Source organism: Bradyrhizobium sp. SZCCHNGR1005, from assembly GCF_032489995.1.
Classification (GTDB): domain Bacteria; phylum Pseudomonadota; class Alphaproteobacteria; order Rhizobiales; family Xanthobacteraceae; genus Bradyrhizobium.
The window spans coordinates 1,062,578-1,088,061 of the sequence record NZ_JAUEZC010000003.1 but is presented as its reverse complement, the minus strand read 5'-3'; the positions used below and the strand labels follow the sequence as shown (position 1 = coordinate 1,088,061).

Annotated in this window: 23 protein-coding genes and 1 tRNA gene; 14 read left to right on the top strand and 10 right to left on the bottom strand. The window is 63.0% G+C overall.

Going from position 1 to position 25,484, the window contains the following annotated elements; genetic code table 11:
* The first annotated feature begins 95 nt into the window (after positions 1 to 95).
* Positions 96 to 803 carry a L,D-transpeptidase gene (locus tag QXZ85_RS17495; RefSeq protein ID WP_315727514.1) on the top strand — a complete coding sequence of 236 codons (708 nt, stop codon included), beginning with the start codon at positions 96 to 98 and terminating at the stop codon, positions 801 to 803.
* Positions 804 to 1,060: 257 nt separating this feature from the next.
* Positions 1,061 to 2,854: a caspase family protein gene (locus QXZ85_RS17490; RefSeq protein WP_315727516.1), complete on the top strand. Its 1,794-nt coding sequence runs from the start codon at positions 1,061 to 1,063 to the stop codon at positions 2,852 to 2,854.
* Between the two features lie 618 nt (positions 2,855 to 3,472).
* Here the strand turns inward: QXZ85_RS17490 and QXZ85_RS17485 are convergent.
* Positions 3,473 to 4,048 (bottom strand): TetR family transcriptional regulator, encoded by a 576-nt coding sequence (locus QXZ85_RS17485; protein WP_315727518.1) that lies wholly within the window; start codon positions 4,046 to 4,048, stop codon positions 3,473 to 3,475.
* 448 nt (positions 4,049 to 4,496) lie between these two features.
* On the opposite strand from QXZ85_RS17485, the gene QXZ85_RS17480 reads away from it, so the two are divergent.
* From QXZ85_RS17480 to QXZ85_RS33800, 5 genes are all read left to right on the top strand, one after another.
* Entirely contained in the window at positions 4,497 to 5,525 is a 1,029-nt protein-coding gene (locus QXZ85_RS17480; RefSeq protein ID WP_315727963.1) for an HlyD family secretion protein, read from the top strand.
* Positions 5,522 to 8,302: a ribosome-associated ATPase/putative transporter RbbA gene (rbbA, locus tag QXZ85_RS17475; protein WP_315727520.1), complete on the top strand. Its 2,781-nt coding sequence runs from the start codon at positions 5,522 to 5,524 to the stop codon at positions 8,300 to 8,302. Before QXZ85_RS17480 ends, rbbA begins: the two co-directional genes overlap by 4 nt.
* A 1-nt stretch (position 8,303) precedes the next feature.
* Positions 8,304 to 9,416, top strand: coding sequence for an ABC transporter permease (locus QXZ85_RS17470; protein ID WP_315727522.1), 1,113 nt, complete (start codon positions 8,304 to 8,306; stop codon positions 9,414 to 9,416).
* 43 nt (positions 9,417 to 9,459) lie between these two features.
* Positions 9,460 to 9,891, top strand: coding sequence for a universal stress protein (locus QXZ85_RS17465; RefSeq protein WP_315727524.1), 432 nt, complete (start codon positions 9,460 to 9,462; stop codon positions 9,889 to 9,891).
* 786 nt (positions 9,892 to 10,677) lie between these two features.
* Positions 10,678 to 10,962, top strand: a complete 285-nt coding sequence (locus tag QXZ85_RS33800; protein ID WP_409997793.1) for a helix-turn-helix domain-containing protein — start codon at positions 10,678 to 10,680, stop codon at positions 10,960 to 10,962.
* A gap of 1 nt (position 10,963) precedes the next feature.
* Here QXZ85_RS33800 and QXZ85_RS17460 read toward each other — a convergent pair whose 3' ends face one another.
* Together QXZ85_RS17460 and QXZ85_RS17455 are read right to left on the bottom strand one after the other, a co-directional pair.
* The gene (locus QXZ85_RS17460; protein WP_315727526.1) at positions 10,964 to 12,439 is read right to left on the bottom strand and encodes a tyrosine-type recombinase/integrase; all 1,476 of its coding nucleotides are present in this window, start codon (positions 12,437 to 12,439) and stop codon (positions 10,964 to 10,966) included.
* A gap of 116 nt (positions 12,440 to 12,555) precedes the next feature.
* Positions 12,556 to 12,640 (bottom strand) — tRNA-Leu (locus QXZ85_RS17455).
* Positions 12,641 to 12,842: 202 nt separating this feature from the next.
* On the opposite strand from QXZ85_RS17455, the gene QXZ85_RS17450 reads away from it, so the two are divergent.
* Complete coding sequence (locus tag QXZ85_RS17450) at positions 12,843 to 13,337, top strand: disulfide bond formation protein B (RefSeq protein WP_409977563.1); 495 nt, start codon at positions 12,843 to 12,845, stop codon at positions 13,335 to 13,337.
* Here QXZ85_RS17450 and QXZ85_RS17445 read toward each other — a convergent pair.
* Both QXZ85_RS17445 and QXZ85_RS17440 read right to left on the bottom strand, forming a co-directional pair.
* Positions 13,334 to 14,419 (bottom strand): AbrB family transcriptional regulator, encoded by a 1,086-nt coding sequence (locus QXZ85_RS17445; protein ID WP_315807285.1) that lies wholly within the window; start codon positions 14,417 to 14,419, stop codon positions 13,334 to 13,336. The genes QXZ85_RS17450 and QXZ85_RS17445 overlap by 4 nt on opposite strands.
* A 200-nt stretch (positions 14,420 to 14,619) precedes the next feature.
* Complete coding sequence (locus QXZ85_RS17440; RefSeq protein ID WP_315706491.1) at positions 14,620 to 14,910, bottom strand: PsiF family protein; 291 nt, start codon at positions 14,908 to 14,910, stop codon at positions 14,620 to 14,622.
* A 192-nt stretch (positions 14,911 to 15,102) separates the two neighbouring features.
* Here QXZ85_RS17440 and QXZ85_RS17435 point away from each other — a divergent pair, with 192 nt between their 5' ends.
* From QXZ85_RS17435 to QXZ85_RS17415, 5 genes are all read left to right on the top strand, one after another.
* Entirely contained in the window at positions 15,103 to 15,597 is a 495-nt protein-coding gene (locus QXZ85_RS17435) for a hypothetical protein (protein ID WP_316174526.1), read from the top strand.
* 115 nt (positions 15,598 to 15,712) lie between these two features.
* A complete protein-coding gene (locus QXZ85_RS17430) occupies positions 15,713 to 16,117 on the top strand; it encodes a CidA/LrgA family protein (RefSeq protein WP_316174544.1) in 405 nt (134 codons plus the stop codon).
* The gene (locus tag QXZ85_RS17425; protein WP_315706489.1) at positions 16,114 to 16,839 is read left to right on the top strand and encodes an LrgB family protein; all 726 of its coding nucleotides are present in this window, start codon (positions 16,114 to 16,116) and stop codon (positions 16,837 to 16,839) included. Before QXZ85_RS17430 ends, QXZ85_RS17425 begins: the two co-directional genes overlap by 4 nt.
* 43 nt (positions 16,840 to 16,882) lie before the next feature.
* Positions 16,883 to 17,668, top strand: a complete 786-nt coding sequence (locus tag QXZ85_RS17420) for a sulfite exporter TauE/SafE family protein (RefSeq protein ID WP_315706488.1) — start codon at positions 16,883 to 16,885, stop codon at positions 17,666 to 17,668.
* Between the two features lie 17 nt (positions 17,669 to 17,685).
* Positions 17,686 to 18,348: a DsbA family protein gene (locus tag QXZ85_RS17415; RefSeq protein WP_315706487.1), complete on the top strand. Its 663-nt coding sequence runs from the start codon at positions 17,686 to 17,688 to the stop codon at positions 18,346 to 18,348.
* 121 nt (positions 18,349 to 18,469) lie between these two features.
* Here QXZ85_RS17415 and QXZ85_RS17410 read toward each other — a convergent pair whose 3' ends face one another.
* From QXZ85_RS17410 to QXZ85_RS17395, 4 genes are all read right to left on the bottom strand, one after another.
* Complete coding sequence (locus tag QXZ85_RS17410) at positions 18,470 to 18,676, bottom strand: hypothetical protein (protein WP_315706486.1); 207 nt, start codon at positions 18,674 to 18,676, stop codon at positions 18,470 to 18,472.
* An 84-nt stretch (positions 18,677 to 18,760) separates the two neighbouring features.
* The gene (locus QXZ85_RS17405) at positions 18,761 to 19,579 is read right to left on the bottom strand and encodes a hypothetical protein (RefSeq protein ID WP_315743880.1); all 819 of its coding nucleotides are present in this window, start codon (positions 19,577 to 19,579) and stop codon (positions 18,761 to 18,763) included.
* A 3-nt stretch (positions 19,580 to 19,582) separates the two neighbouring features.
* Positions 19,583 to 20,932, bottom strand: coding sequence for a hypothetical protein (locus QXZ85_RS17400; protein WP_315768603.1), 1,350 nt, complete (start codon positions 20,930 to 20,932; stop codon positions 19,583 to 19,585).
* Between the two features lie 140 nt (positions 20,933 to 21,072).
* Complete coding sequence (locus QXZ85_RS17395) at positions 21,073 to 22,143, bottom strand: phospholipase (protein ID WP_315768604.1); 1,071 nt, start codon at positions 22,141 to 22,143, stop codon at positions 21,073 to 21,075.
* Positions 22,144 to 22,484: 341 nt separating this feature from the next.
* Between QXZ85_RS17395 and QXZ85_RS17390 the strand changes: the two genes are divergently transcribed.
* Positions 22,485 to 24,428 carry an Mbeg1-like protein gene (locus QXZ85_RS17390; protein ID WP_315768605.1) on the top strand — a complete coding sequence of 648 codons (1,944 nt, stop codon included), beginning with the start codon at positions 22,485 to 22,487 and terminating at the stop codon, positions 24,426 to 24,428.
* A gap of 53 nt (positions 24,429 to 24,481) precedes the next feature.
* Here QXZ85_RS17390 and QXZ85_RS17385 read toward each other — a convergent pair whose 3' ends face one another.
* Positions 24,482 to 25,453: a S1C family serine protease gene (locus QXZ85_RS17385; protein WP_315706481.1), complete on the bottom strand. Its 972-nt coding sequence runs from the start codon at positions 25,451 to 25,453 to the stop codon at positions 24,482 to 24,484.
* Between the last annotated feature and the right edge of the window lie 31 nt (positions 25,454 to 25,484).

Genomic DNA, 25,484 nt, shown 5'->3' with positions numbered 1-25,484 from the left:
ACCTCGAATGACGAAGAACTTTTTCTCCTCCCTCCCTACCCCGTATGCCAAAGTCTGGTCCGGCCGTTCAACAAGACAATGGAAAATCCGAAATCATGATCATGGATCGTGAAATCGCCGACGCCGACGCGATGGGCGAGGGGGCTCTGTCCGGGCTTCAGTCGCGGTTTCTCAACCGCCGGGCATTTCTGTTCAGCTCCGCTGCCGGTCTCGCCGCAGTGGGCCTTGCCGGTTGCGCATCCGACTACATGAGTCTGACCGAAGCAGAGAAAGTCTACGGGCCCGTGCCCGACGAAAAATTCCCGATCCCTGCGGTCGATGTTAGCAAGATCAATCCGAAATATTTTCGCAAGACAGTGCGCTACGACAGCAATGAGGCGCCCGGTACGATCATCATTGATCCAAGCAAATACTATGTTTATCGCATCGAAGGCGAGGGAAACGCGACCCGCTATGGTGCCAATGTCGGCCGCGATGGGTTTCGGTGGAGCGGGGAGGCGTATGTCGGGCGCAAAGCCGAATGGCCTACCTGGACGCCGCCTAAGGAGATGATCGCGCGCCAGCCGGAGGCAGGCAAATATGCTCGCGGCATGCGGGGAGGTCTCGACAATCCACTTGGTGCCCGCGTGCTCTACCTCTATCAAAATGGGGTGTACACGCTTTACACGATCTATAGCACCAGCGACCCCGAAACGATTGGGAACGGCATTACGAGCGGCTGTACCGGTCTCCTCAGCCAGGACATGATCGACCTCTATGCGCGAACGCCCGTCAATACGAAGGTGATCGTGCTGTCGGCATAGGCAACGGCGCCGGCCGCCGCCGGCGTTGCACCGAGTGATCAGCAAATATCTCTACAGCCCATGCGCGAATACAAGTGCCGGCCGAGGTGCTGCAGTGCTTGGGGCTGGTGCCCGCTGGACCGATGCCGTCCGCGACGTGACTTGTTGCGCTTGATGCAACTTTCGGGGACCCTGCTCAATGCGCTGTTCGCCCACGTTTGCCACGGCACGAACAACTTTGTATTTTCACCTGCCAGACGCAAAATCGGACGACTGGAATGCGAATCACCCTGTTGAAGCTGGCCTCGATCGGGCTGCTGCTGCTGAACTCACCGTCTTACGCGGGACTGAAAGAGGACAGCGCGGTCTGCGATGCGAAGGTGCCGCTTCCGGGCACCATCTCCGCCTGCACGCGCGTCATTGCGGCCCATCCCGGAGGGCTCAATCTTTCCATCATCTATTACAATCGCGGTCTGGCCTGGCACGGCAAAGGCGACCTGGAGAAAGCCAAGTCAGACTACGACCAATCGATCGCGATCGACCCCAATTTTGCTCCCTCCTACGGCCAGCGCGGCAAAGTTTTCTTGCAAAACCAAAACTATGACCGGGCCCTGAGCGATCTCGATCAAGCCATTCGGCTGAAACCTGACAGCCCGTTCAGCTCCTTGTGGTACGGCAATCGCGCCGAGCTGTTCGTGGCCATCGGAGATTTCGAGCGTGCTTTGGTCGATTACGGCAAGTCCATCGAACGCGATCCGGGCTCGTGGTATGGATACGTCAATCGCGCCCTTGTCTATAACTTTGTGGGCAAGGATCGTCTTGCGGCGCTGAATTGCCAGAAGGCCATCAAGCTCGATCCGCGCGCCGCCGGGCCATATTTTTGTCGGGCCGTCATCGAAGCCAGTGCCGGCGACATCGACAGCGCCACACACGACGTTGGACTTGCGCTCGGCATCGATTCCGAACGGTCCGAGTTCTACTCGCTTCGAGGCCTAACATTCGCGAGCAGAGGCGAGCTTGATCAGGCCTTGGTCGACTACGACCATGCAACTCAATTGGATTCGCAGGGAGCTCTGAATTATGCTCGCCGTGGACTGACCGACGAGAAGAAGGGTGATATCGACGGTGCGCGCGCAGACTTCCGGCACGCGCTTGATGTCATAGGCATCGATCAACTCGACCGTACGCAGGGACAGCGCGTCGCCAGGGAAGGCCTGCAACGGCTGGATAAGGTCGCCGGCGCGGATCACGAACCGGCAAAGCCCCCGACTGTCGTGGCAACGGCAGACGTGGCTGAGCCCGCCGTCGATCAGAAGGCGATCGCTCAAAAGGCTGGTGCGACAGGCGTGAGCGAAAAGCGCGTCGCTCTTGTCATAGGCAATTCAAAATACCGGTCCGTCCCGGCACTTCCTAATCCTGACGGCGATGCTGCGGCAATTGCTGACGCGCTGCGCGCCGTGGGCTTTCAGGATGTGCGGCTGGTCAACGATGCCACTCGGGATGGCCTGGTAGACGCGCTCAAATCGTTCGCGAGCGCGGCGGACAGCGCAGACTGGGCAGTGATCTACTATGCCGGGCATGGCCTGGAGATGGCCGGAGAAAATTATCTCGTGCCTGTGGACGCAAAACTCGCGACCGATCGGGATGTCCCGCTCGAGACCGTCGCGCTCGATCAGATGATGGGCGCCACGGAGGGAGCGCGAAAGCTGCATCTCGTCATCCTCGATGCCTGTCGCAACAATCCGTTCGCCAATCAAATCAGGCGCACGGCGGCATCGCGCTCGATCGGAAGGGGACTGGCTGAAGTCGAGCCCGACGCCGGAACACTGGTGGTCTTTGCCGCCAAGCATGGCCAGGTCGCGCTGGACGGCGAAGACGGCCATAGCCCATTTGTCACCTCCCTCATCAAGCGCATCCAGGCGCCGCGGCTAGAGATCCGAAAGCTGTTCGATCTGGTGCGCGACGACGTGATGGCCGCAACTGACAGGCGGCAGCAGCCGTTCAGCTATGGCTCGGTCCCAGGGAGCGAGGATTTCTACTTTGACAGCGCGAGGCAGAATGCGGCGAAGTAGCTCGTGCTCGATACGTCGGAGCGCGACGAGTTCTGGTTGAATCGTAGGCATATCCGCAGACTCGATTCACCTCTCCTGCGTCCGGTCCCCCCGGGGCGGCACCCGACGGGAACGTTAGTGTCGGACCTCGTAGCCAGCTTTCTCGCGATCCCAAATATCGCTTGTTAGTTGGGGTTACGGGGCGCTTAGGGGGCATTGCACCTCGCACGTTAGCTTGAGCCCGCACGCAGTTGCGCCATGCTTGGACTTAGTGTCCAGTGAGCAGACATCAATCTCACCTGTCCAGCGGTTAAGGAGGATTGTTGCGGCGATTCCGTTCACCCCGCCAGAAAGGACCCCACGCTTGGGGACGAGATAGCAGGTACTTTCTGCTGGTGATAACGTGAGAACGCAAGTCGGTCTCGACGATCGTAGCGTGAAACGGCAAGCGATAAGGGCTCGGGATTACAAAATCGCCCGTGCCACTCCGCCAAAGGGCTTCGGCGAGCAGTTCGTCCAGGTTCCAATCCTGCAGACCGGAAAACGCCGTTCCCGCGGCGGCATCCACTTGCCAGCCCGCCCGAGAACTTCGCGAACAGATCATCTCACTATCAATATTCAAAACACAGAGGATAGTTCTCATCGCGCGCCGCTTTGGGCATTACCGTCCAGAATGCCCCGAATTGCGTCGGCGATGAGATCCTGCAGTTCTCCGCCATCGGCCTCGGTCAAAGGTTTGATCCGCAGCACGTTCCTAAACAGGGCCACGCCCGTGAGCAGCGCCATGGCGAGCGCGGCCCGTTCGCCGCTCGCCTTTCCCTTTTGCGCCGACAGCGGCTCGATCGCATTTTCCAGGACGAACTGCCGCAGGATCGGCAGCGCCTCCGGGCTCGCGATCGAGTGAATGAAAATCCCGAGCGCTTGATTCTTTTGAGGGCGGCCCGAAAGCGCGCGCCCGGCCAGCGAACGGGCCAGTTCGTCCGTCGAGCCGGCGGCGAAGCCGGCGAGATCCGCCGCCGCTTCGATCGCTTCTGAGAACAGCTTCTCCTTCGACCCGAAGCAGCGGTGCACATAGGCGACGTCAATCCCGACGTCGGCCGCAATGTCGCGCAGGCTGGTCTTCTCGTAGGAGTTGCGCGCAAACCGCTTGATTGCGGCCTGCAGAATTCGGTCGCGAGAACTGGTTTTTGAACGCGATGTTGCGGTGCTGGTCATGAGCTTCTCTTGCAGGCGGCCGGCCAAGACGGCTGCATGGGCATGTTGGTGGGTCAACCGTCGCGATTCTTGCCCAATGCGCAGTCAACAACCGTTGACCTGGGTCAAGTCCAAACGTCGACTCCCCCGTACGATCACGTTGGTTTTCGGTCGTGCAGAGGAAGTTCGATGGTCAGCGAAACGCAACAGCCACCCGCATCGCCTTGTGACATCCTGGATGTGCCAAAGAGATTATCGGAGTTTCAGAGAGCTTGCGAAGACAAAGACGGAAGCGCGCGCTGCGGCCGCGTTTCGGCGCGAGGGCTGATCGATGGCCGATGACGTCAAGGACGCGTCTGCTGCCAACGCTCCGAGCGTTCCAGCGGCAGCCAATGCCGCCACACCGCGGCGGCTCCGCAACGGCGTGCTGACGAAAAGCGCGGGACGTTGGCTCCTGCTGGCGCTCCTCATGGTGGGGGCGGGCGGCGGCTACTATGCCTGGCAGAAGATCAGATATCCCGGGCTGCCGTCGGGAATCGCGAGCGGAAACGGGCGCATCGAGGCGACCGAGATCGACGTGTCCACCAAGATCCCGGGCAGGATCAAGGAAATCCTCGTCAATGAGGGAGATTTCGTCTCGGCAGGCCAGGTGCTGGTCCGAATGGACACCGAGCAGTTGGAAGCGCAGCGTCGTCAGGCCGAAGCGCAACTGCGGCGCGCGAGGATCGGTGTCGATACGGCTAAGAGCCTGATCCGCCAGAGGGAGGCGGAGCGCACCGCGGCAGAGGCAACGGTCACCCAGCAAGAGGCGAAGTTCGAGCAGGCCGAGAAAAAACGCGCGCGTTCGGAGCATCTCATTACGACCGAAGCCGTTTCGCAGCAGGTCCTGGACGATGATCGCGCCAACTCCCTCGCTGCAAAGGCGGCCGTGAGCGCGGCGAACGCTCAGGCGGCGGCGACCGACGCCGCGCTGAGCGCTGCACAGGCTCAGGTCGTCGATGCCGAAGCCGCCGTCGACGCGGCGAAGGCAGCGATTGAAACAATTGCCGCCGACATCAACGATAGCACGCTGAAGTCGCCGCGCGACGGGCGTGTGCAGTATCGCGTTGCCCAGCTTGGCGAGGTGCTGTCGGGCGGCGGCCGGGTTCTCAACCTCGTCGATCTCGGCGATGTCTACATGACGTTCTTTCTGCCCACCGCCCAGGCAGGCCGGGTCGCGATGGGCGCCGAGGTCCGCCTCGTGCTGGATGCCGCGCCCCAATATGTGGTGCCCGCGAAGGTGAGCTTCGTCGCCGACGTTGCCCAGTTCACCCCCAAGACGGTCGAGACCGAGGAGGAACGTCAGAAACTGATGTTCCGGATCAAGGCGCAGATATCACCCGAACTGCTCAAGAAGCACATTCGCAACGTCAAGACCGGGTTGCCGGGCATGGCCTATGTCCAGCTCGATGCCAATGCAGTCTGGCCTGCGTCTCTGCAACGAGGGCTGGCGCAATGAGCGAGGGGCCGGTCGAATTCGAATCCCTGTCGCGTCCGCCGGTTGTCCGTCTCGAAGCGGTCGGGCTGTCCTACGGCAAGACGCGGGCGATCGACGCCATTACGCTCGATCTGCCGGCCGGCTGCATGGTGGGCCTGGACGGCCCTGATGGCGTCGGAAAGTCCAGCCTCTTGTCGCTGATCGCGGGCGCGCGAGTCATCCAGGATGGCTACGTCGAGGTGCTCGGCGGCGACATGGCGGACCTCGCGCATCGCACAAAGGTCTGTCCGCGAATCGCCTATATGCCGCAAGGTCTCGGCAAGAACCTCTATCCGACCCTCTCGGTGTTCGAAAACGTCGACTTCTTCGGCCGTCTGTTCGGGCATGACAGGCGCGAGCGCGAGCGTCGCATCGGAGAGCTGCTGCAGCGGACCGGTCTTGCCCCCTTTGCGGACAGGCCAGCCGGCAAGCTGTCCGGTGGCATGAAGCAGAAGCTGGGGCTGTGCTGCGCGCTCATCCATGATCCCGATCTTCTGATTCTGGATGAGCCCACCACTGGTGTCGATCCGCTGTCGCGGCGCCAATTCTGGCGGCTGATCGACAACATCCGCGCCGACTCTCCTGGCATGAGCGTCGTTGTTTCCACCGCCTATATGGAGGAAGCCGCGAACTTCGACTGGCTGGTCGCAATGGACGCCGGCCGCGTGCTGACCGCGGCGCCGCCTCGCGAACTGCTCGCCCAGACCGGGACGTCCACGCTCGATGATGCCTTCATCGCGCTTCTTCCCACCGAAAAACGCAAAGGGCACGCGCCGGTGGTGATCCCGCCGCATCCGGCTCGAGACGATGAGGAAATCGCGATCGAAGCCGAGCACCTGACGATGCGGTTCGGTGATTTCACCGCGGTCGACGACGTGAGCTTTCGCATCAGGCGCGGCGAGATTTTCGGCTTTCTCGGTTCGAACGGCTGCGGCAAGACCACGACCATGAAGATGTTGACCGGATTGTTGCCGGTCACTTCGGGAAAAGCGCGATTGTTCGGACACGAAGTCGATCCCAACGACATGGCCGTGCGACGTCGCGTCGGATACATGTCACAGGCCTTCTCGCTGTACTCCGAGCTGACGGTGCAACAGAATCTCGAGTTGCACGCGCGGCTGTTCGGCTTGGCGCCCGCGGCCATCCCGTCCCGTATCGAAGAAATGGCGCAACGCTTCGCGCTGGGCGGGATCATGGATGCGTTGCCGGATGCGCTGCCGCTCGGGATCCGTCAGCGGCTATCATTGGCGGTGGCGATGATTCACCTGCCAGAGATGCTGATCCTCGACGAGCCCACCTCCGGCGTGGATCCCGTCGCGCGCGACGCATTCTGGCGGATCCTGTCCGATCTGTCGCGCAGGGATAACGTCACCATCTTCGTGTCCACCCATTTCATGAACGAGGCGGAGCGCTGTGACCGGATCTCGCTGATGCATGCCGGACGGGTGCTCGTCAGTGACACGCCTTCTGCCATCGTCAAGCAGCGTGCAGTCTCCACGCTGGAGGATGCATTCATCGCTTATCTGGAGGACGTGACCCAAGGCGCGGGTGAGCCGTCAGCGGCAAGCGAATCGGCCGCGTTGCCCCGGAGAGACGCAACAGCTTCGGTGGACCGCAAGGCCCAACGAGGCCTGTTCGATCCGCGCAGGATGCTCGCATACAGCCGGCGCGAGGCGCTTGAACTGCGGCGGGACCCGATCCGGGCCGCGCTCGCCACGATCGGCAGCGTGGTGCTGATGCTGGTGATGGCCTACGGCTTGAATCTGGACGTCGACAACCTGCCGTTCGCCGTTCTCGATCGCGACGGCACCACCATCAGCCGTGATTACACGTTGCAGATTGCAGGCTCGCGCTATTTCGTCGAGAAGCCACCGATTCTGGACTACGCTGATCTGGACCGACGCATGCGGAGCGGCGAACTCAGCCTCGCGCTGGAGATTCCGCCGGGCTTCGGCCGTGACCTCGAGCACGGCCGCAATGTCCAGATCGGCGCATGGATCGATGGAGCCATGCCGAGCCGGGCCGAAACGGTCCGCGGCTACGTGCAAGGCATGCACGCGGACTGGTTGTCGAAAAAGGCCACCCAGCTTCTGGGGAAGACAGCTGCTCTCGGTGATTTTCAGCTCGAACTGCGCTACCGCTACAATCCCGGGGTGGAAAGCCTCGTGGCCATGGCGCCAGCCGTGATCCCGCTGCTGCTCCTGATGATCCCTTCCATGCTGGCCGTGCTCAGCGTCGCCCGCGAGAAGGAGCTTGGATCGATCATCAATTTCTATGTCGCGCCGGTCACGCGGCTCGAATTCCTGATCGGCAAGCAGCTCCCTTACGTGGCGCTTGCAGCGCTCAATGCTGTCCTGCTCGCCGGTTTCGCAGTCTTCGCGTTCCGTGTTCCGTTCACCGGCAGCTTCCCAACCTTCATGCTGGCAGCGCTGCTCTATGTCAGCGCTACGACCGGCATGGGGCTGGTCATCTCGACATTCACGAGCAGCCAGATCGCGGCAATGTTCGCCACCACCTTGCTCACCATGATCCCGGCGATCCAGTATTCCGGGCTGATTGACCCGGTCTCCTCATTGCAAGGGGCAGGAGCCATCATCGGACGAATCTATCCGACGACTTATTTCGTCACGATTGCGCGCGGCACCTTCTCCAAAGCACTCGATCTCGGCGACCTCTGGCAGGAGCTGCTGCCGCTCTTAGCGGCCATTCCGATTCTGATCGGCACTGGAGCGGCCCTCCTCAAGAAACAGGCGAATTGACATGCGGCTGGCCAACGTCATTCAACTTGGCATCAAGGAGCTGCGCAGCCTGTTGCGCGATCCAATGATGCTCGTGCTGATCGTATACGCCTTCTCGGCTGCAATCTATACGGCCGCCAAGGCGATGCCCGAAACACTGAACATGGCGACCATCGCCGTCGTCGATGAAGACCAATCACCAGCCTCGTCACGGATCATAACCGCGTTTCATCCGCCGTACTTTTCGATACCCCAGCTTATAACGCAGCCCGAGATGGATCACCGGATGGACAGGGGTGTCGACACCTTTGCGTTAGACATCCCGCCGAACTTTCAGCGCGATCTCCTGGCGAGGAAATCACCCGCTATTCAGCTTAACATCGATGCGACCCGCGTCTCGCAGGCGTTCACAGGCGCGGGCTACATCCAGTCGATCGTGACCAGCGAGGTCAGCGAATTCGTCAAGCGCTACCGAAGCGCGGCTGCGCCTCAGGTCGACCTGGACCTGCGCGCGCGCTTCAACCAGGAGCTCAAGCAGGTGTGGTTCGGCGCCATCAGCAATCTGATGTCCAACATCACGATGTTATCGATCGTGCTGACTGGCGCTGCTCTCATCAGGGAGCGCGAGCACGGGACCATTGAGCATCTTTTGGTCATGCCGGTCACGGCGATCGAAATCATGATGAGCAAGATCTGGTCGATGGGCGTGGTGGTGCTGGCCGCCTCCGCGCTATCGTTGATGATCGTTATCCATGGTCTGCTCGCGGTACCGATCGAAGGCTCCTGGCTGTTGTTCCTGGCCGGGACGGCGCTCTACCTGTTTGCCACCACCAGCCTCGGCATCTTCCTGGCGACACAGGCTGGCACGATGCCGCAGTTCGGGTTGCTGCTGATGCTGGTGCTGCTGCCGCTGCAGGTGCTCTCCGGGACGCTGACGCCGCGCGAAAGCATGCCCGAGCTGATCCGCGACATCATGCTCGCGGCGCCGAACACGCATTTCGTGACGATGGCGCAAGCGATCCTGTTCCGTGGTGCCGGGCTCGACGTGGTCTGGATCCAGTTTGCCGCCCTGTTCGCAATAGGCGCCGTCCTGTTCACGTTCTCACTCCGCAGGTTCAGGATGTACCTGAAGTAATCGCGCGCGGGAACGTGGGACGATGAAGACAACGAGGAAACCGATGAAGCTCATTGTTTCAGCCACGGATGGCTCCGAAGGTGCGGAGCGTGCGGTCAAAGTTGCCGCCGAACTTGCGGAGCGGCTGAACGCCACCTTGTTGCTCGTGCATGTGGGCGAAGACGTGTTTTCAAGCGACCAACTCCTGATGCTCGATCAAATCCGGATCACGGAAGGCGATGCACTGGAGCAGGTGAGCCGGCGTTTCCTGGCCAGTGCCAAGGGGATCGCGCAGCATCTTGGTGTCTCGAATATCAGGACAATAATCGGCGGCGGTGACCCCGCCAAAGTGCTGATCGATATCATCGTGCGTGAGCGGGCAGATGCGATCGTGGTTGGCCGGCGCGGTCGAGGGCAGCTTCAAGGTTTGCTGCTCGGCAGCGTTTCGCAGAAATTGTCCTGTCTCGCGCCCTGCGTCGTCATGGTGGTGCCGTGAGCGGGGCATCGTAACAGGTGAGCGACACGCCACTGTGGCGCATAGAAAGTCGGATCGAGAGGTAGTAAAGAGCGGTAGCGCTCCAGCGACTCGAGCCTCCCGATAATCTGAGCGTCCGAAAAGGCTGCAACCAGGTCATTCCGACAAAAGCAAGATCCTTTGTAGGTTCAATACGGGGTGGAGATGCGTTTGTCGGAACAGCCTTTGAGTTTTTGAGGAAATCATGTGCCTCTTAATCAGCGGCTCTGTCGGAGCATCTCCACCAAACCGATGAGTGGGAGACAATTACATTCACCATCACCCGGGTCGGTCTGGCGCGCCATCGAGCGGATTGCGGTGCTCGAACTCGATCACGAACGAAAAGTGCACGTATCTGGTGCGGTTTCTGGTGCGGCGATCCAGATCGGCCCAAAAGAGATAAGCTAGGTGGTTGATTTCATTGGTGGGCCCGGCAGGACTCGAACCTGCAACCAGACCGTTATGAGCGGTCGAGCTGACGCGACCTGGTTATCCTCGCTTATCAATCCTTTTGCGCACGTCCGTGTGTCCGAACTCGGGAACGGGGCAGTTTCGATTGGACTACTCACGCCTTATTGAACAGTTTAACCACACGCGCCGAAGGTTGCCAGAGCTTGATGTGCATATGGCGTAACTTGATTGAAGTTGCCGCAAGCGACTTCGGGAATTTTCAGAGTTGTTGAAGTTTACTCATTGTTGGGTTTTGTACGTTCGATCTGTCTCCAGCGCGCGGTAACCAAGCGACTGCTCTCGTGACAAGGAGAGACTATGACGGACGACTCGCGGGAAGAGGATCGACGAAGGCCGCCTAGAGACCCGTTTTCGCCTACGAATGATCGCGACGGGAAAGTGGTCCCGTTTCGCGAGCGACTCAGCTGCACGGTGGAGGAAGCTTGCGTGGTAACGGGCTTGGGACGTACAAAGCTTTATGAGCTGATAGGATCTGGTCAGCTTGTCACGACAACAATCGGGCGTCGGCGGCTGGTGATAGTGCGATCGCTTCTCCAACTTGTGGACACGACTATTCCGGGCAGACAAAACCTTAATAGTTGACTCAACGCTGCGCGCTTCCCTTGATCGGCAACACCCGCCTGGGATCCAGCCAGTGGTCGATCCGATCAGCCCAATGCTGCATCAGCTTCGTGCGCGAGCCGATCAGCGCGAGTGGTCCGTGCTTCTTGTAGAGCCCTTCCACTGTCGAATTATCGAGATGCGCGAGCTGCAGCTCGACGACATCGCCATCCCATGCCTTGGCGTCCTTGATCTCTTCGTGGTGAGACAGGGTCGAGAAGGTGGTCCGGAATCCGTGGGCGCAATGATCGGTCTTGGTGTCAATGCCAAGCAGCCGCAAGCGCTTGTTGAGCGTGTTGTTCGATAGCGGGGCATCCTTCGAGCAGGAAAACGCGTACCGGCGATGGCCAGTCAGCTCCTGAACGCTGCGAAGGATTGCAAGCGCCTGCCGCGACAAAGGCACGACATGGTCCCAACCGGTCTTCATCTTGGCGGCTGGAACAATCCAGCGTTCTGTATCCCAATCGACCTCGCTCCACTCCATTTCATTGACCATCCCGGGGCGGGGAATGGTCAGGGCATCGAAGCGCAAGGCAAGTCCAACAACGTCATTAAACCTTGCTCTCGTCCATGGTGCGCTAATGAGCTTGAAGACGCGGACCACATCGCGTGGTTCAGTCACGCCGGGACGCGGCGTCGAAATGTTGGCAATCATCTGCCCATTCAGGTTGCGGAATGGATTGTAACCGTCGCCTTCAACATCGGCATAGTCGCAGATTTGCTCACCGATGCTGCGCACGCGGTCGCGGGTTTCCAGCTTCCCGTCGGCTTCGTATGAACGCATGAAAGCGAGCACGTCCGGACGCTTGATGTCCTGCCTGCTCAGCTTGCCGAAGCGAGCTTTGACGTAGCCGACGCGCAGCTCGAGCACCTCGATGGTCTTGGGGTCGCGCACCGCGACGATCCTGCCGCGTTTGACCTTTTCGACCTTCTTCTTTGCGAGCCACTCGTCGGCCCATTGCCCGAAAGGCCGGGCGGCGGTCTGCCTGTGCCTGTCGAGCTGCTTCTCGATGCTCGGGTCTTTGCCTTCCTTGAGCAGATCTTTGGCCTTGTCGCGCTCGCGCCGTGCGTCTGCGAGTGAGAACGTGCCATCCTTGCCGTTGCCGTAAGGGCCGATGGAGTAGGTTTTCTGGCGGCCATGGAAGCGGTAGTCCATCCGCCAGAGCTTGGAGGCAGCGTTACCGGGCCTGCCCACATCCGGTGTGACAAAGAGATAGAGCCAGCCGCCGGTCACGTCGGAAATCTTGGCGGGACTCCACGCGCCATTCTCGAATTTCGGTCGGGCGGCGCGGCAGTCGACGTCGGTCCTGATCTGCTTGGGATTGGCGCGCGCGCCGTCCTTCTTGCGGGCCATCTGCTCAATTCCTTCATTCGGAATAGCGAAAGTCGCCGTGAACGTTTGTTCTCCCGATACCTGCACGATACCAGCAAAAATACCAGCAAATCGGCCGACTGGCATCGGAGGAGAACAAACGGTGACGGACGAAAATGTACGCAGAAATGCCTATTTTTCAAGGGTTTGGAGCGCTGCGCGGTCGGGTGCGGACGCCTGCGAACGGGCCCGAACGATCGAGTTGGTGCCCCTGGCCGGAATCGAACCAGCACTCCTTGCGGAACTCGATTTTGAGTCGAGCGCGTCTACCAGTTCCGCCACAGGGGCATTCGCGGCTCCCCGTGGCCGGGGGTGGCGAAGCGGGCGGACTATAGCGGGCGGCCGGGCAGGGTCAACCCGCGCGGACGTGATTGTTCCCGATCTCGACAGGATCGCGCCGCAGAGTTAGGACGCGGGCAATGGACCGCAGCCGAAGGAGACGAAGGTGGTGACCGAGACCTCAGCGCTGGCGCGCCCGGCCTCCCGTGTGCTGAACCCGGCCGTAACCGCGGCGCTGCTCGCCGCCGGCATTGCCGCCGCGGCCCTGGCCGGCGCCTGGTACATGCAGCTGGTCTGGGGCCTGCAGCCCTGCGAACTCTGCCTGAAGCAGCGCTATGCCTATTACGCGATCGTGCCGCTCGGGCTGCTGCTGGCGCTGGCGGGAAGCGTCGCGCCGCGCGGACTGCTGGTGGCGGGGATCGTGCTCATCGCGCTGGCTGCGCTCGGCAATGCCGGGCTCGGCGTGTACCACGCCGGCGTCGAATGGGGCTTCTGGCCGGGCCCGACCGAATGCACCGGGCCGGTCGGCAATCTCGGCAGCGCCAGCAGCCTGTTGGAGCGGCTCGATAGCGTGAAAGTGGTGCGCTGCGACGAGGTGCAGTTTCGCTTCCTCGGCCTGTCGCTCGCCGGCTACAGCGTGCTGATCTCGCTGCTGATCGCCGCGATCGCGGCCTGGGGCATTCGCGGCACCGCGCTCAGGGCTTAGTCGTCCACATCGTCCTGCGGCCGTCCGAACAGATGGACGATGCCGGGGGTGGCGATGGTGACGAACACGAAGCGCGACAGATGGTGCGCGCCGACGAAGATCGGGTCGATGTGCAAGGTCAGCGCCAGCGCCATCATGGCGTCCATGGCGCCGGGCGCGAAGGCGACGATGGCGTCGGAGAACCGCACATGCGTGGTCAGCACGATCAGGACCACGAATAGCGCCGAGATCATCACGGCGACGGCGAAGGAGCCGAGCGCGGCATGGACGTGGCCGAGCAGCGTCTTGACCCGCATGCGGGCGAAGCGGCTGCCGATCAGGGCGCCGATGCCGATCAGTGCCACGCCGCGCATCCAGGGCGGCAGGCCGCCGTCGACCCAGTCAAGGCCGTGCAGGAGGCCGGCGCCGAGCATCGCGCCGAACAGCCAGCTGGCCGGAAATTTGATCAGCTGCAGCAGCACCGAGACGGCAAGCGAGCCGACCAGCATGGCGGCGAGCCCGAGCGCCGACGCAACCGGCATGGCCATGGCCGGCGAGGACGAGGGCGTGACGCCGGCGATCGCCAAGACCAGCGGCAGCGCGGCGGTCAGGATGATGACGCGCAGGGTCTGCACCACCGCGATCGCCGGCAGGTCGGCGCCGCGCTCCACCGCGAGGATGGTGATCTGCGACAGCGCTCCCGGGCTGCCGGCGAGGAAGGCCGAGGTGCGGTCCCAGCCGTGAATGCGCTGCAGATACAGGCTGGAAGCGAAGGTCGAGCAGAACGTCGCGAGCGCGAGCAGGCCGATGGTGACGGGATAGGCGCTGACATGATTGATCAGGTCGCGCGACACGACCGAGCCGATGGAGATGCCGAGCAGGAGGAGCAAGGTCTGGGTGACGATCGCCGGCACCGCGAGCGGCCGGCCGGCAATCGCTGCGATTCCCGTCGCGACCATCGCGCCCGAGATCAGGCCGCCCGGCAGGTGGGCAAAGAGAAAAACAAGGCCGCCGGCGGTGCCGATGGCGAGCGTCTCGATCGCGCTCAAGGTCTTGGCGCGGCTGGGCAGATCGATCGGGAGGGAGGAGATGATTTGGCGCACGCCGCCTTATGCCAAATCCCGCGTTTGCGAACAATTATTGCGGCTGCGGAGCAGCAATGCAGGCCGTTGCAGCCGGCAACATGGATCCGCCCCGGAGACGGGTGGCCGCGCTCCGGGATCGTGCTTGGAGGGCGCTCGGGCGGCGGGGTCATCAGTGGAGAACGTCAGATCCGCCGCCCCAGGCTCACTTGATCAGCTGATCACTTGGACTTGGCGTCGGTCTTGGTCTCGGCGGCGCCGCCCGCGGCCTTTTCTTTCTTGCAGGCGGAGCGGAATTTCCGGCGCTCCTTGCCCTTCAGGCCCTTCTCGTCGGCTTCCTTGGAGCATTCGAGCGAGGCGGCGCTGCGCGCCTTCTTCTCCACTGGCGCAGCCTTGTCCGAGGCGGGAGCCTCGGTCTTGGCCGGAGCCGTCGTGGTCGATTGCGCCAAGACGGGGCCGGCGAGCAGGAGCGAGGCAAAAGCGGCGATAGCCAGACGGGTGGTGAGAGTCATGTCGAAACCCTTGTGTGGCGAAAGCGTGAAGGCTCAGCTTTCGATACTGAACGGTACATGAATGACGCAATGCGGGATATGGATTCCGCCCGACTATATTTTCGCCGCGGGATACCGCCGCGGCTTGGTCACCCCCCTTGCCCGTGGCTACAATCGGGATCTCATTCGTCATGCCCTTCAGGGAGACCAAGGATGACCTTTCAAGCCAAATTATTGATTGCCGCCGTTTCGAGCTTGGCGGCTTTCGCCGTCGTCGCGCCAGCACAGGCGCTCACGATGCAGGAATGCAGCGCCAAGTATAAGCAGGCCAAGGAGGCGGGCACGCTCAACGGCCAGAAATGGAATGACTTCCGCAAGGCGCAGTGCGGTGCCGATGCCGCGGCGGCGGCTCCCGCAGCTGCGCCTGCTGCCGCTCCGGCGGCGGCGCCTGCCGCCGAGGCCAAGCCGGCGAAGCAAGCGAAGGAGGCCGCCCCTGCCGCGGCGCCGGCTGCAGTCGGCAACGCCGTATTCCCCTCGGCTGTCGATCCGAAATATGCCAAGGAGACTCCTGGCAAAGCGCGCATGCATACCTGCGTCGACCAGTACAACGCCAACAAGGCCAGCAACGGCAATGGCGGGCTGAAGTGGATCCAGAAGGGCGGCGGCTACTACAGCGAATGCACCAAGCGCCTGAAAGGAGCGGCCTGATCGGCCCATTGACCAAGCGGCCGGATCGTGACAGCCCGCTGCGGTCATGTGAACGTCTTGAGTGAATTTCTTGAGCGGGCGCGCTGCGATCGGCGGCGCGTCCGACAGATCGACGATGATTGCGAGTCTCAGTCTTATTCTGCTGTGCCAGCTGATTGGCGAAGCCGTGGTCCGCTCCGTCGCGCTGCCACTGCCGGGACCGGTGCTCGGGCTGGCGTTGCTGCTCGGGTTGTTGTTGCTGCGCGACCGCAGCAAGTGGCTGGCGATCGGGCCGCTCGTCCGGGACCCCACGAGCGCCAAGGACGGCGTCGAGGACGTTAGCCGGGTGCTGCTTGCCAATCTGTCGCTGCTGTTCGTGCCGGCCGGGGTCGGCGTGGTGCAGAGGCTCGATCTCATCGCGGCCCATGGCCTCGCGATCGCGGCGGTGCTCCTGCTGTCGGTCGTGATTACGCTGCTCGCCACCGTCGCGGTGTTCGTGGCGACGAGCCGGTGGCTGGCGCGGGGCCGAGCCAAGCCATGACGAGCAGCAGCCCGTTCTCGCTCTGGGTCTATCTTTCGCAGTCGCCTCTGCTCTGGCTGACGGTGACGCTCGTCGTCTACGCGTTCACGGATGCGATTTCGCTGCGCACGCGGCGGCATCCGCTCGCCAATCCCGTGCTGCATGCGATGTGGATCATCGCCGCATTCCTGCTGCTGACCGGCACGCCCTATACGGCCTATTTCGCCGGTGCGCAGTTCGTCCACTTCCTGCTCGGGCCTGCGACCGTGGCGTTGGCCGTGCCGCTCTACCAGAACCGCAAACTGGTCGCGCAGGCGATTCTGCCGATGCTGGCCGCATTGATCGTCGGCGCGATCACCGCGATCGTCTCGGCGGTGTGGCTGGCCGAAGCCTTCGGCCTGCCGCGCGAGGTGGTGCTGTCGCTGGCGCCGAAATCGGTAACGGCGGGCGTCGCGATGGGCATCAGCGAATCGCTGCATGCCGACCCGTCGCTGACAGCGGTGGCGGTGGTGTTCACCGGTATCATCGGCGCGATCATCGTCACGCCGTTGATGAACCGGACCGGCATCACCGATTTCCGGGCCCGCGGCTTCGCGGCCGGTCTCGCCGCGCACGGCATCGGCACCGCACGCGCCTTTCAGGTCGATCAACTGGCCGGCACCTTTTCCGGCATCGCCATGGCCCTCAACGCGCTGGTCACCTCCTTTCTCGCTCCGCTCGCGGTCACATTGCTGCTCCGCTGATGCAGACTTGCCTTTCATTTCAAGACATGAGCCTGCTGCTGCGATGATCTCGACGACACAAGGCATCCTGGGACTCATCTGCGGCGCGATGGTCGGCTTCTCGCTCGGGCTGGTCGGCGGCGGCGGCTCCGTGCTGGCCGTGCCGCTGATGGTCTATGTGGTCGGCGTGCCCGAGCCGCACATCGCGATCGGCTCGAGCGCAATTGCGGTCGCGACCAATGCGGCGGTCAACCTGTTCAATCACGCCCGCGGTGGCACCGTGATCTGGCCGATTGCTGCGGTCTTTGCCGTGGCCGGCATCATCGGCGCGTTCTTCGGCTCGTTGCTCGGCAAGATGATCGACGGCCAGAAGCTGCTCGCGCTGTTCGCGCTGGTGATGCTCGTGATCTCGATGCTGATGCTGAAGACCCGCGCCCGGGTCGGCATCCCCGACGTCAAGATGAGCATGGCCAACCTTCCGGCCGTGATCGGTTTCGGTCTCGCGACCGGTTCGCTGTCCGGATTTTTCGGTATCGGTGGCGGCTTTCTGATTGTGCCGGCGCTGATGGCGGCAACCGGCATGCCGATCATGAACGCGGTCAGCTCTTCGCTGGTCGCGGTGACCACGTTCGGGCTGACCACCGCGGCGAGCTATGCCTGGTCGGGCTTGGTCGCCTGGGATCTCGCCGGGCTGTTCATTGCGGGCGGCATTCTCGGCGGCATAGCCGGCACGTGGTCGGCGCGCCGGCTGTCGGAGCGGCGCGGCGCCTTGAACATCGTCTTTTCTGTCGTGATCACGGCCGTTGCGCTCTATATGCTGACGCACAGCCTGCTGCAGATCTGGGGCTAGGCGAAATGGAGACGGCTGTGAGACAGGTTTCCGATCGCATCGTCCCTGCCACCAGCCGGCGCAGCGTGCTGGCCTTGCTGGCGGCCGGTACTTTCACCCTGCCGTTCAGACCGCGCATCGCCATGGCGCAGGACGCTGACGAGCCGGACGAAGCCTCGGTGCTGCGCGATCCCGAGGCCCCGGTGGTGGGCAATCCCGATGGCGACATCGCCATCGTCGAATGGTTCGACTACAACTGCCCGTATTGCCGCAAGCTGGAGCCGGAACTGCAGCAGGTGGTGCACGATGACGGCAAGGTGCGTTGGGTGTTGAAGGAGTGGCCGATTCTGGGGCCGGCTTCGGTGGCGGCTGCGCGCATGGCGCTCGCCTGCAAATATCAGGACAAGTATGTCCAGGCGCACGATGCGCTGATCGGCACCAATTCGAAGCTGACGGAATCCAGGATCGACGAGATCCTCGCCGGTGCCGGGATCGACATCGATCGCGCGAAGCGCGATCTTGCCGACAAGGCCAAGGCGATCGACGCCATGCTGGCGCGCAACGACGCACAAGCTCGCGGCTTGCGCTTCCGCGGGACGCCGTCCTTCATTGTCGGGAAATTCAGGGTGCCGGGCGTTCTCACCATGGCGCAGTTCGAGCAGGTGATCGCCGATGCGCGTCAGGCAAAGGGCGCAAAGTGAGGATTGCACATAACGAAGGCGCCATCGCATTCCGCGATGGCGCCTTGCGTCTTGAGAAGCCTTGCAACGTTACTTCGCTAATTTACGCTGCCAAGTTGCCCTGCTGAGTTACTCTGCCGAGCTATTTGGACGAGATGCGAACCCAGTCATCGTGCGCGCGCTCTTTGAGTGCATGCCAGTTCGCAGCGGCGACGTCCCAGTTTACGATCGTGCGATGCGTCTCCGCGGTCTGACCGTTGGCGACCCCCGACGTCTGCATGGAATCGTAGATATAGACGCCAAAGCCCAAGAGCAGCGCACCCAGGATCATCCCCAAGAAGGTCTGCATGACGGAACTCCTCCAGTGACGGCCAATAACGCCGACATCGGATGATGGTTCCGCGCCGCGTCGACCTCGTCCTCAGCTAAGGCGCTAAGTGCGCGCTTTTTCGGGTGCCGAATTCGGCCCTGACGTGACCAGATTGAGCGCTTTCAGCTCCTCCGGCTTGAAGATGAACAGCTTGTCATGCGGCGTCTCCATCGCGTGCATCCATACGTCGAGCTTCACGCCCATATCGGCCAGATAGCGCTCGACTCGCGCGGAAATATTTTGCGCCACGCTCATCTCGTCGCGTGTCGCTGCGTTCGCGGACCGCACAGCGGCGACCTGTTGCACGCCGATCACGGCGCGTTCGCCCGCCCGACGCTCGGTCCCGCCGGCAAGCACGAGCGGGCAGGACGAGGCGCAATACTTTCCGGCTTCGACCTCGGTTGCGAAATTTCGCCCGCGGATCAGCCGTCCCATCGCCAGCGCATCGGCGACCGAGCCGCCGGGCGAGTTCAGGACCACCGTCTTGATGTATTCGCCGTGCCGTTCGACTTCAGCGGCGAAGGCCTGCGAACTGCCGGCGGTGATCGTGCCGGTGGCCAGCAGCCGCCCGCCGCCGCCCAGCTCGAACGTAATCGGTCGCGCCAGCGCGGGATCAGGCTGCGGTAGCGGGATCAGCCGCTTGATCAGCGGCGCCAAAATCGACGGTGAATCGGACGGCGAGCCCGTGATGGGCGTATCCTCTCGGACCTCCGTCTGCGACAATGGATCTGAGCTGGCGACCCAGCCGGCGCGTTCGGCGAGATCAGCTGCGAGCGCGCTGATGGCGACAACGAGCACCAAACGAAAGATCCAGCGCAGGATGCTCTCGTCCGGATTGCCTGCAAGCCAGGTATGAACCCGGTCCGAGACGGCCGCACGCATCGCCTATTTCCCGCCGCGCGCCGATGACAAGGAGGTCACGTTCTCGTCCGCGGCCGGCGTGGCTGGAGATGCCTCCGCGCCAGGCTCCGCCTGCAATGCGGCCGCCGGGCTGCGTGGTGCAGCCGCGCGCCGCGCATCCTCGACCTCGCGCGCTACCTGCAGCGCTGCCAGCAGATCTCCGGCGGTAAGGTTGGAGGCGTTGACGGCCGGCAATCCCTCGCGGCGGATGGCGGCATGTACAACACAGAGGATGAGCACCAGCACCGCCGGCATCAGGTCGATCGAGATCGCGCCGGCCCAACTCGGGACGAAATCGCCGGCATAGCGGAGCACGGCTTCGGCCGGAGACAACGTCTGGAATCTCGCCGTCTCGACCCGCGGCATCGCCAGGATCTTGTCGGCGGCGCCGGCCAGCGAGGCGGCTTGGCTGGCGATCGAGCTCTCGACCTTGCCGACGACGGCGGTCTGGCGCTCGGCGAGATCGCCGCTGCGGCCGCCGGCAGCCGGCGCAATGAAGCCCGATGACAGCGATGTCGCTGCGCGTTTGACCGCCGGTGCCACTGAGGTCTGTTGCAGGTTGGCGATCACGCCCATCAGGTTCAGCGACTCCGCCGAGAATGCGTCACTGCGTGCGGCGATCGGTCCGCGATCCGAGATCAGCTCGCGCATCTTGGCGAGGCTCTTGCTGCCCTGGTCATAAAGCGCTGAGACGCGCTTGGCCGAATCCTGGACCTGCTGGCCGAGGCCATCGAGCTGGGTCGACATCTGGGTCAGGAGCTGCACCACCGTTCCCGACCCGGCTGTGCCCGTCAGCGATCCCGCACGCTCGGCCTCCGCGAGCTTGGCGAACCGGGAGGAGGCGAGCTGAATGTCCGGCAACAGGCCTTGCGCCGCGATCGCATTGGTGTTGGCCTGATCGAGGTCGCGCGTGTAGTTCTGCACTGTGATCGAAAGATGCTGCTGGATCGCGGCGGCGCCGGCGAGCGCGGAGGCATTCAGCCACGACGACATGGCGACGATCATCAGCGCGCCCAGCAGCATGCAGCCGGCCATCAGCCCGCGGCCGACCCCGTTGGTCACGTGCGGCATGAACTGCATCATGAACACCCAGAACGCGTAGATGCCGACCGAGACGGCAACTGAATAGATCACGGCCGCGAAGAAGACCGTCGTCGGGCTGCCGTTCAACAGCTCGCGGACGCCGAGATAGGTGTAAACGCCGGCTGCCAGCGCCAGAATGGCAGTGGTGAGTTTGAGGGTGACTTCGAGGCGCTGCACCCCGCTGACGAGCACGACGGAGGTGGGCGAGCGGGCCAGCGAGAGCTGGGAAACGGGTGTGGACGGCGAGGGCATGGGCGATCCTTGCGGCGTCGTGGCCGCGTCAAGCGGCGCCCCCGCTGTTCAGCTCAATGGTCATCGATGCGGAAAAAATCCGCCGAGATTATGTCGCTATTGACTGTCGATCGGCCAAGTGAGCGGGCACTACGTGAAGATCACCCTTTGGTGAGCCACGCCAGAAGCTCACTGTTGATCTCGCGCGGATAGCAATGGCTGAGATCGTCGATCTCGCGATAGCTGACGTCGGCGCCGGCCTTGGCCAACGCAGCGCTGGTATGCCGCGCGACCTCGACCGGAAACATCCAATCGAGCCGGCCGTGGGTGATGCGAATGGGCAGTCCGCGCAGGCGATCATGATCGGCGAGTTCGGCCATCAGCGGATGAAACGTGGCGGCGATCGGCGCCAGATGCGTGAAGGGAGATGCGCGTTCCAGCCCACTGACATAGCAGAAGGTGCCGCCATCGCTCATGCCGGTCAGCAGCATGCGGCTGAAATCGACATTGAAACGCCCGCGAACGAGGTCGAGAATGCGCGCGAGGTTGGCGCTGTCGGTGTCTTCGCCCATCAAGGCCCAGGTTCGCCCTGTAGCGGTTGGAGCCGCTACGATGGCGCCCAGGCTCCTGGCGTCGCGCAGCCAGGTCCAGAGGAAGTCCCGTCCATGGCCGCTGCCGCCATGCAGCGCCATCACCAGCGGCCAGGGCCGATCGGGCGTGTAGTATTCCGGGACGTAGAGCGAGAAGCCAGTGCGTTCGCCGCGGTCATTGTGATCGTGAAAGACGCCGGTGTTCTTGTCCGCCGGACCGCTCAAGCGCTCCTTCAGCGTGTCATCGTCGCGCGCAGCATGGGTGAGGAAGAACTCGCTCACGGGCGGCAGCTTGCCAGCAAGCGGATAAAGTGCCTCCAGCGCGCGCGGGCCGTGCCGAAGTGCGCGGAAGACATCGACCAGATCCCCGTCTCCGTGCTGGACAGTGCGCAGGCCGGCGAAGGCCGCAAGTGCGGCTTCGCTCGCGCCATCGAACGCAACGCGCGCGTCGGAAAACTCCGCAGGCCAAGCCGTGAGCTGCGCACACGCCGCCTGTAGGGCCTGATCCGGCGCGCCGACATCGGCCATGACACGGTCGAAGTCCGGCGGGTTCAGATAACGCGCGACGTAGGACAGCGCCTCGAGCGACTGCAGCAGCGGCGGCAGCACGGCCATGATGTCGTCCACCACTGCATCGGTCATGGCGCCTTCCTCGCATTTCTATGAAGCTGTCTGGATCGAAGCGCACGCATGCGGCGAGCGGAACGCTAACTTTTCAGTGTCATCGGTGCTGCGGAACGACCATACGATCGCGCGACCAGCCAGGTGGATGATGGTCTGCAATCGTCGCGTGTGGCCGTGTTTGCAACGATGTCACGCAGTCTCGTTCTCTGCCGTTGGCTCGGGTCATTCCGATTGACAAAGAATAGACGAGATAGGCTTCTTAGAGAAGCAGCCGTAGGGCGAGGTTCCGGCAAGGAGCGCCATGCCTCGAGGGCATAAGCCTTGCGGAAAAACCTGCCGCCAAAAGGGGGAATCGGATCATGACGCAGCAGCCATCGGCCGCATTGATCAACGCAGTCCTGGCCATGGACGTGTACAATAGGGGCGTCAACCCTGCGCTGGTCGTCAACTTCGACCGGATCGGTAACTACGAGCTGATTGCGGGAAGCGTGACGTCCACTGCCGACAATTTCGAGGCCGCAACCTACCAACTCGCCGGCGATCCCTCCACTCGGATCATCTCCTTTCGCGGCACCGACAGCGTAGCCGATGTTCCGGCGTGGCTTGGCGGCGCCGGTCTCACCGGCTGGCCGACGCAATTTCCGGACGCGGAGGCCTACTACAAGACCTGGGCGACCACGTCGAACGTGTCGCTGACCGGACATTCTCTGGGTGGAGGTCTTGCTGGCTACATCGCCGCCCTCAACGACAAGCAGGCCTATGCGTTCGATGCGATGCCGTTCGAATTCGCCGCCGAAGTCCGCTACGATCAGCTTCACGGTTTTTGGGGCGCGCTCACCTCGAACCCGATTCCGCGCTATTCCGATATTCACATGGTGTCGGTCTCCGGCGAGGTGCTGCAATATGTGCGCGATGCCGCGCCCATCGTAGAGGCGCCACTGGCGCTACTGCAGCTCGGCCCGGTCGACGGTGCTATCGCGATCGCCCACGCGGCGGTCGGCATCGCCTCCGAAAGCGACAGCGTGCTCGGCTCCGGAACCAATCTCGGGCTCGATCCGGTCAGCCTCCACTCGATCGCGCTGCTGACCATGATGCAGTGGGCGAGCGATAACGGCCTTTCCGACTGGAAGCAGGCGGCCGCCGCGCTGTTGGCGCCGCTCCAGGACGATGCCATCGCGTCCGCGGTCGGCATTCCCGGAGCCAGCGCCACCGCCGGCGAAGGCTCGCCGTCGGCCAAGATGAAGGACATGATCGCCTATTCGACGGTGACCGATGCCAGCGGCTACGGCAACAGCGCGGTGCAGGCCCTGTTCCATGGCGGCGATGTGCTCGGCGACGCCGTCGGGTCGAGCTCGGCCGCCGGCTATCTGAAAGCCAGCGGTGTGCAAGCGGCCTTTGCCGATGTCGTCGTCGAATATTCGGCGCTGCTCGCGCAGAACCATGACGAGGTGCCGGGCGCAACGCCGGGTGTCATCGGCCACGAACATGGCGTGATCTATAACGATACCGCGGCGAATCTGCTGGTCGCAGATTTTTCGCCGGATCTCTGGCTGCGCGCCGACACCGGAGCGACTGTCGATGTCATCGGCAAGATGGCACTGATCGACGCCATCGCGACCGGAGATGGCGAGAACGCAGGTCTGATCGACAGCGCGATCACGACGCTGTGGGGCGGGCAGACCGGCAATCTCGACTGGCTCAGCGCGGCATTGAGCGATGCGGCCACCACCGTTGCGCTCGATGCGCTGCCGGGCGTCACGGTCGCGGCGTCCGCCGGGGCGCTGCTGGTGGCCGGTGCCGGCAACGATACGCTGCTCGGCACCGGCAACAACGATCTGCTGATCGGGGGCGGCGGGAGCGACAAGCTCGATGGCGGCGCCGGCAACAACATCCTGGTGGGCGGCGCCAACGCCTTCTATTTCTACCAGAGCGGCGACGGCAGCGATGTCATCATCAATGGCACCGCGTCGGTCTCGACTCCGACCGGTACCCTGGACTTCAGCAATGCCGCCACGGCCGGCTCGCTCTGGTTCGTCAAATCGGGCAATGACCTGCAGATCGATCTCCTGGGTACCCATCAGCAGGTGACGGTGGCCGATTGGTTCCTGGGCGGCTCCTATCAGTTGCAGGAGATCAAGGCCGGCGGTCTCGAAATCGATGCCAATGCTGCTGCGCAGCTGGCGCAGGCGATGTCGGCCTATGCGCAGAGCCATCCAGGCTTCGATCCGACGGTTGCCTCGCAGATGCCTTCGGATGCACAGTTGCACGAGATCATCGCTGGCGCCTGGCATATCAACGCCTGACGCAAAGCTGGTGCGGCGCGGATGTGACGTGCTGCCGTCTTCGACTGCCGGCTTCAGTGCAGGCGTGGACCCTTCAACAGCTTGGCGCGGTCGGTCGAAGCGACCGTGACGTCAAAGGTCACGCCCTCGTGGTGCACCGTCAGCGGCACGTCGACGCCGGCGGAACCGAGCGCCCAGAGCTTGCGGTAAAAGTCGCTCTGCCCGGTCACCTTGTCGCCGTTGATGCCGAGGATCACGTCACCGGCCTTCAGCTCGGCGCGCGCGGCCGGGCCGTTGCTGGAGACGCCGATGATGACCACGCGGTCGTCGATCTCGGTCGAATACATGCCAAGCCAAGGACGCGCCGGCTTGTTGACGCGCCCGAAGCGGCGCAGGTCGTCCATGACAGGCTTCAACAGATCGATCGGCACCACCATGTTGACATGCTCGGACCGGCCATCGCGCTCACGTTCGAGTTGCAGCGAGCCGATGCCGATCAACTCGCCTTTGGCCGAGATCAAGCCGGTGCCGCCCCAATTGGGATGAGCCGGAAGGGTGAAAATGGCTTCGTCCAGGAGATATTCCCAATAGCCCGCGAATTCCTGCTTGGCGACGATCTGGCTCGCCACCGAGCGGGTGCGGCCGCCGGCGCCTCCGAGCACGACCTGCTCGCCGACCCGGGTCGCGGCGGAGGAGCCCAACGGCAGCGGCTCGAGGTCGAGGCGGCCCAGCGCCTGCACCAGTCCGAAGCCGGTGGCGAAGTCGAAGCCGAGAACATGGCCCTCGATGACGCGGCCATCGTTGAGGTGCAGCCATACGCTTTCTGCTTCGGTGATCAGATAGCCGATCGTCAGCACCAGCCCGTCATCGATCACGACCGCATTGCCGGCGCGTTCGGTGCCGAGCGTCTCCGCGCTGAAGGCATCTGAGGGAATGATTGCATGCAGGCCGACCACCGAGGCCAGCACGTGGTCGAGATCGAATTTGTAATCGCTCGGACGAGGCTGGAATGCGAACGGCACCTTCCATTCGGTCAAAGAGGGCATTCTTCAATCTCCCACTCCGTCGGCGCGCGGC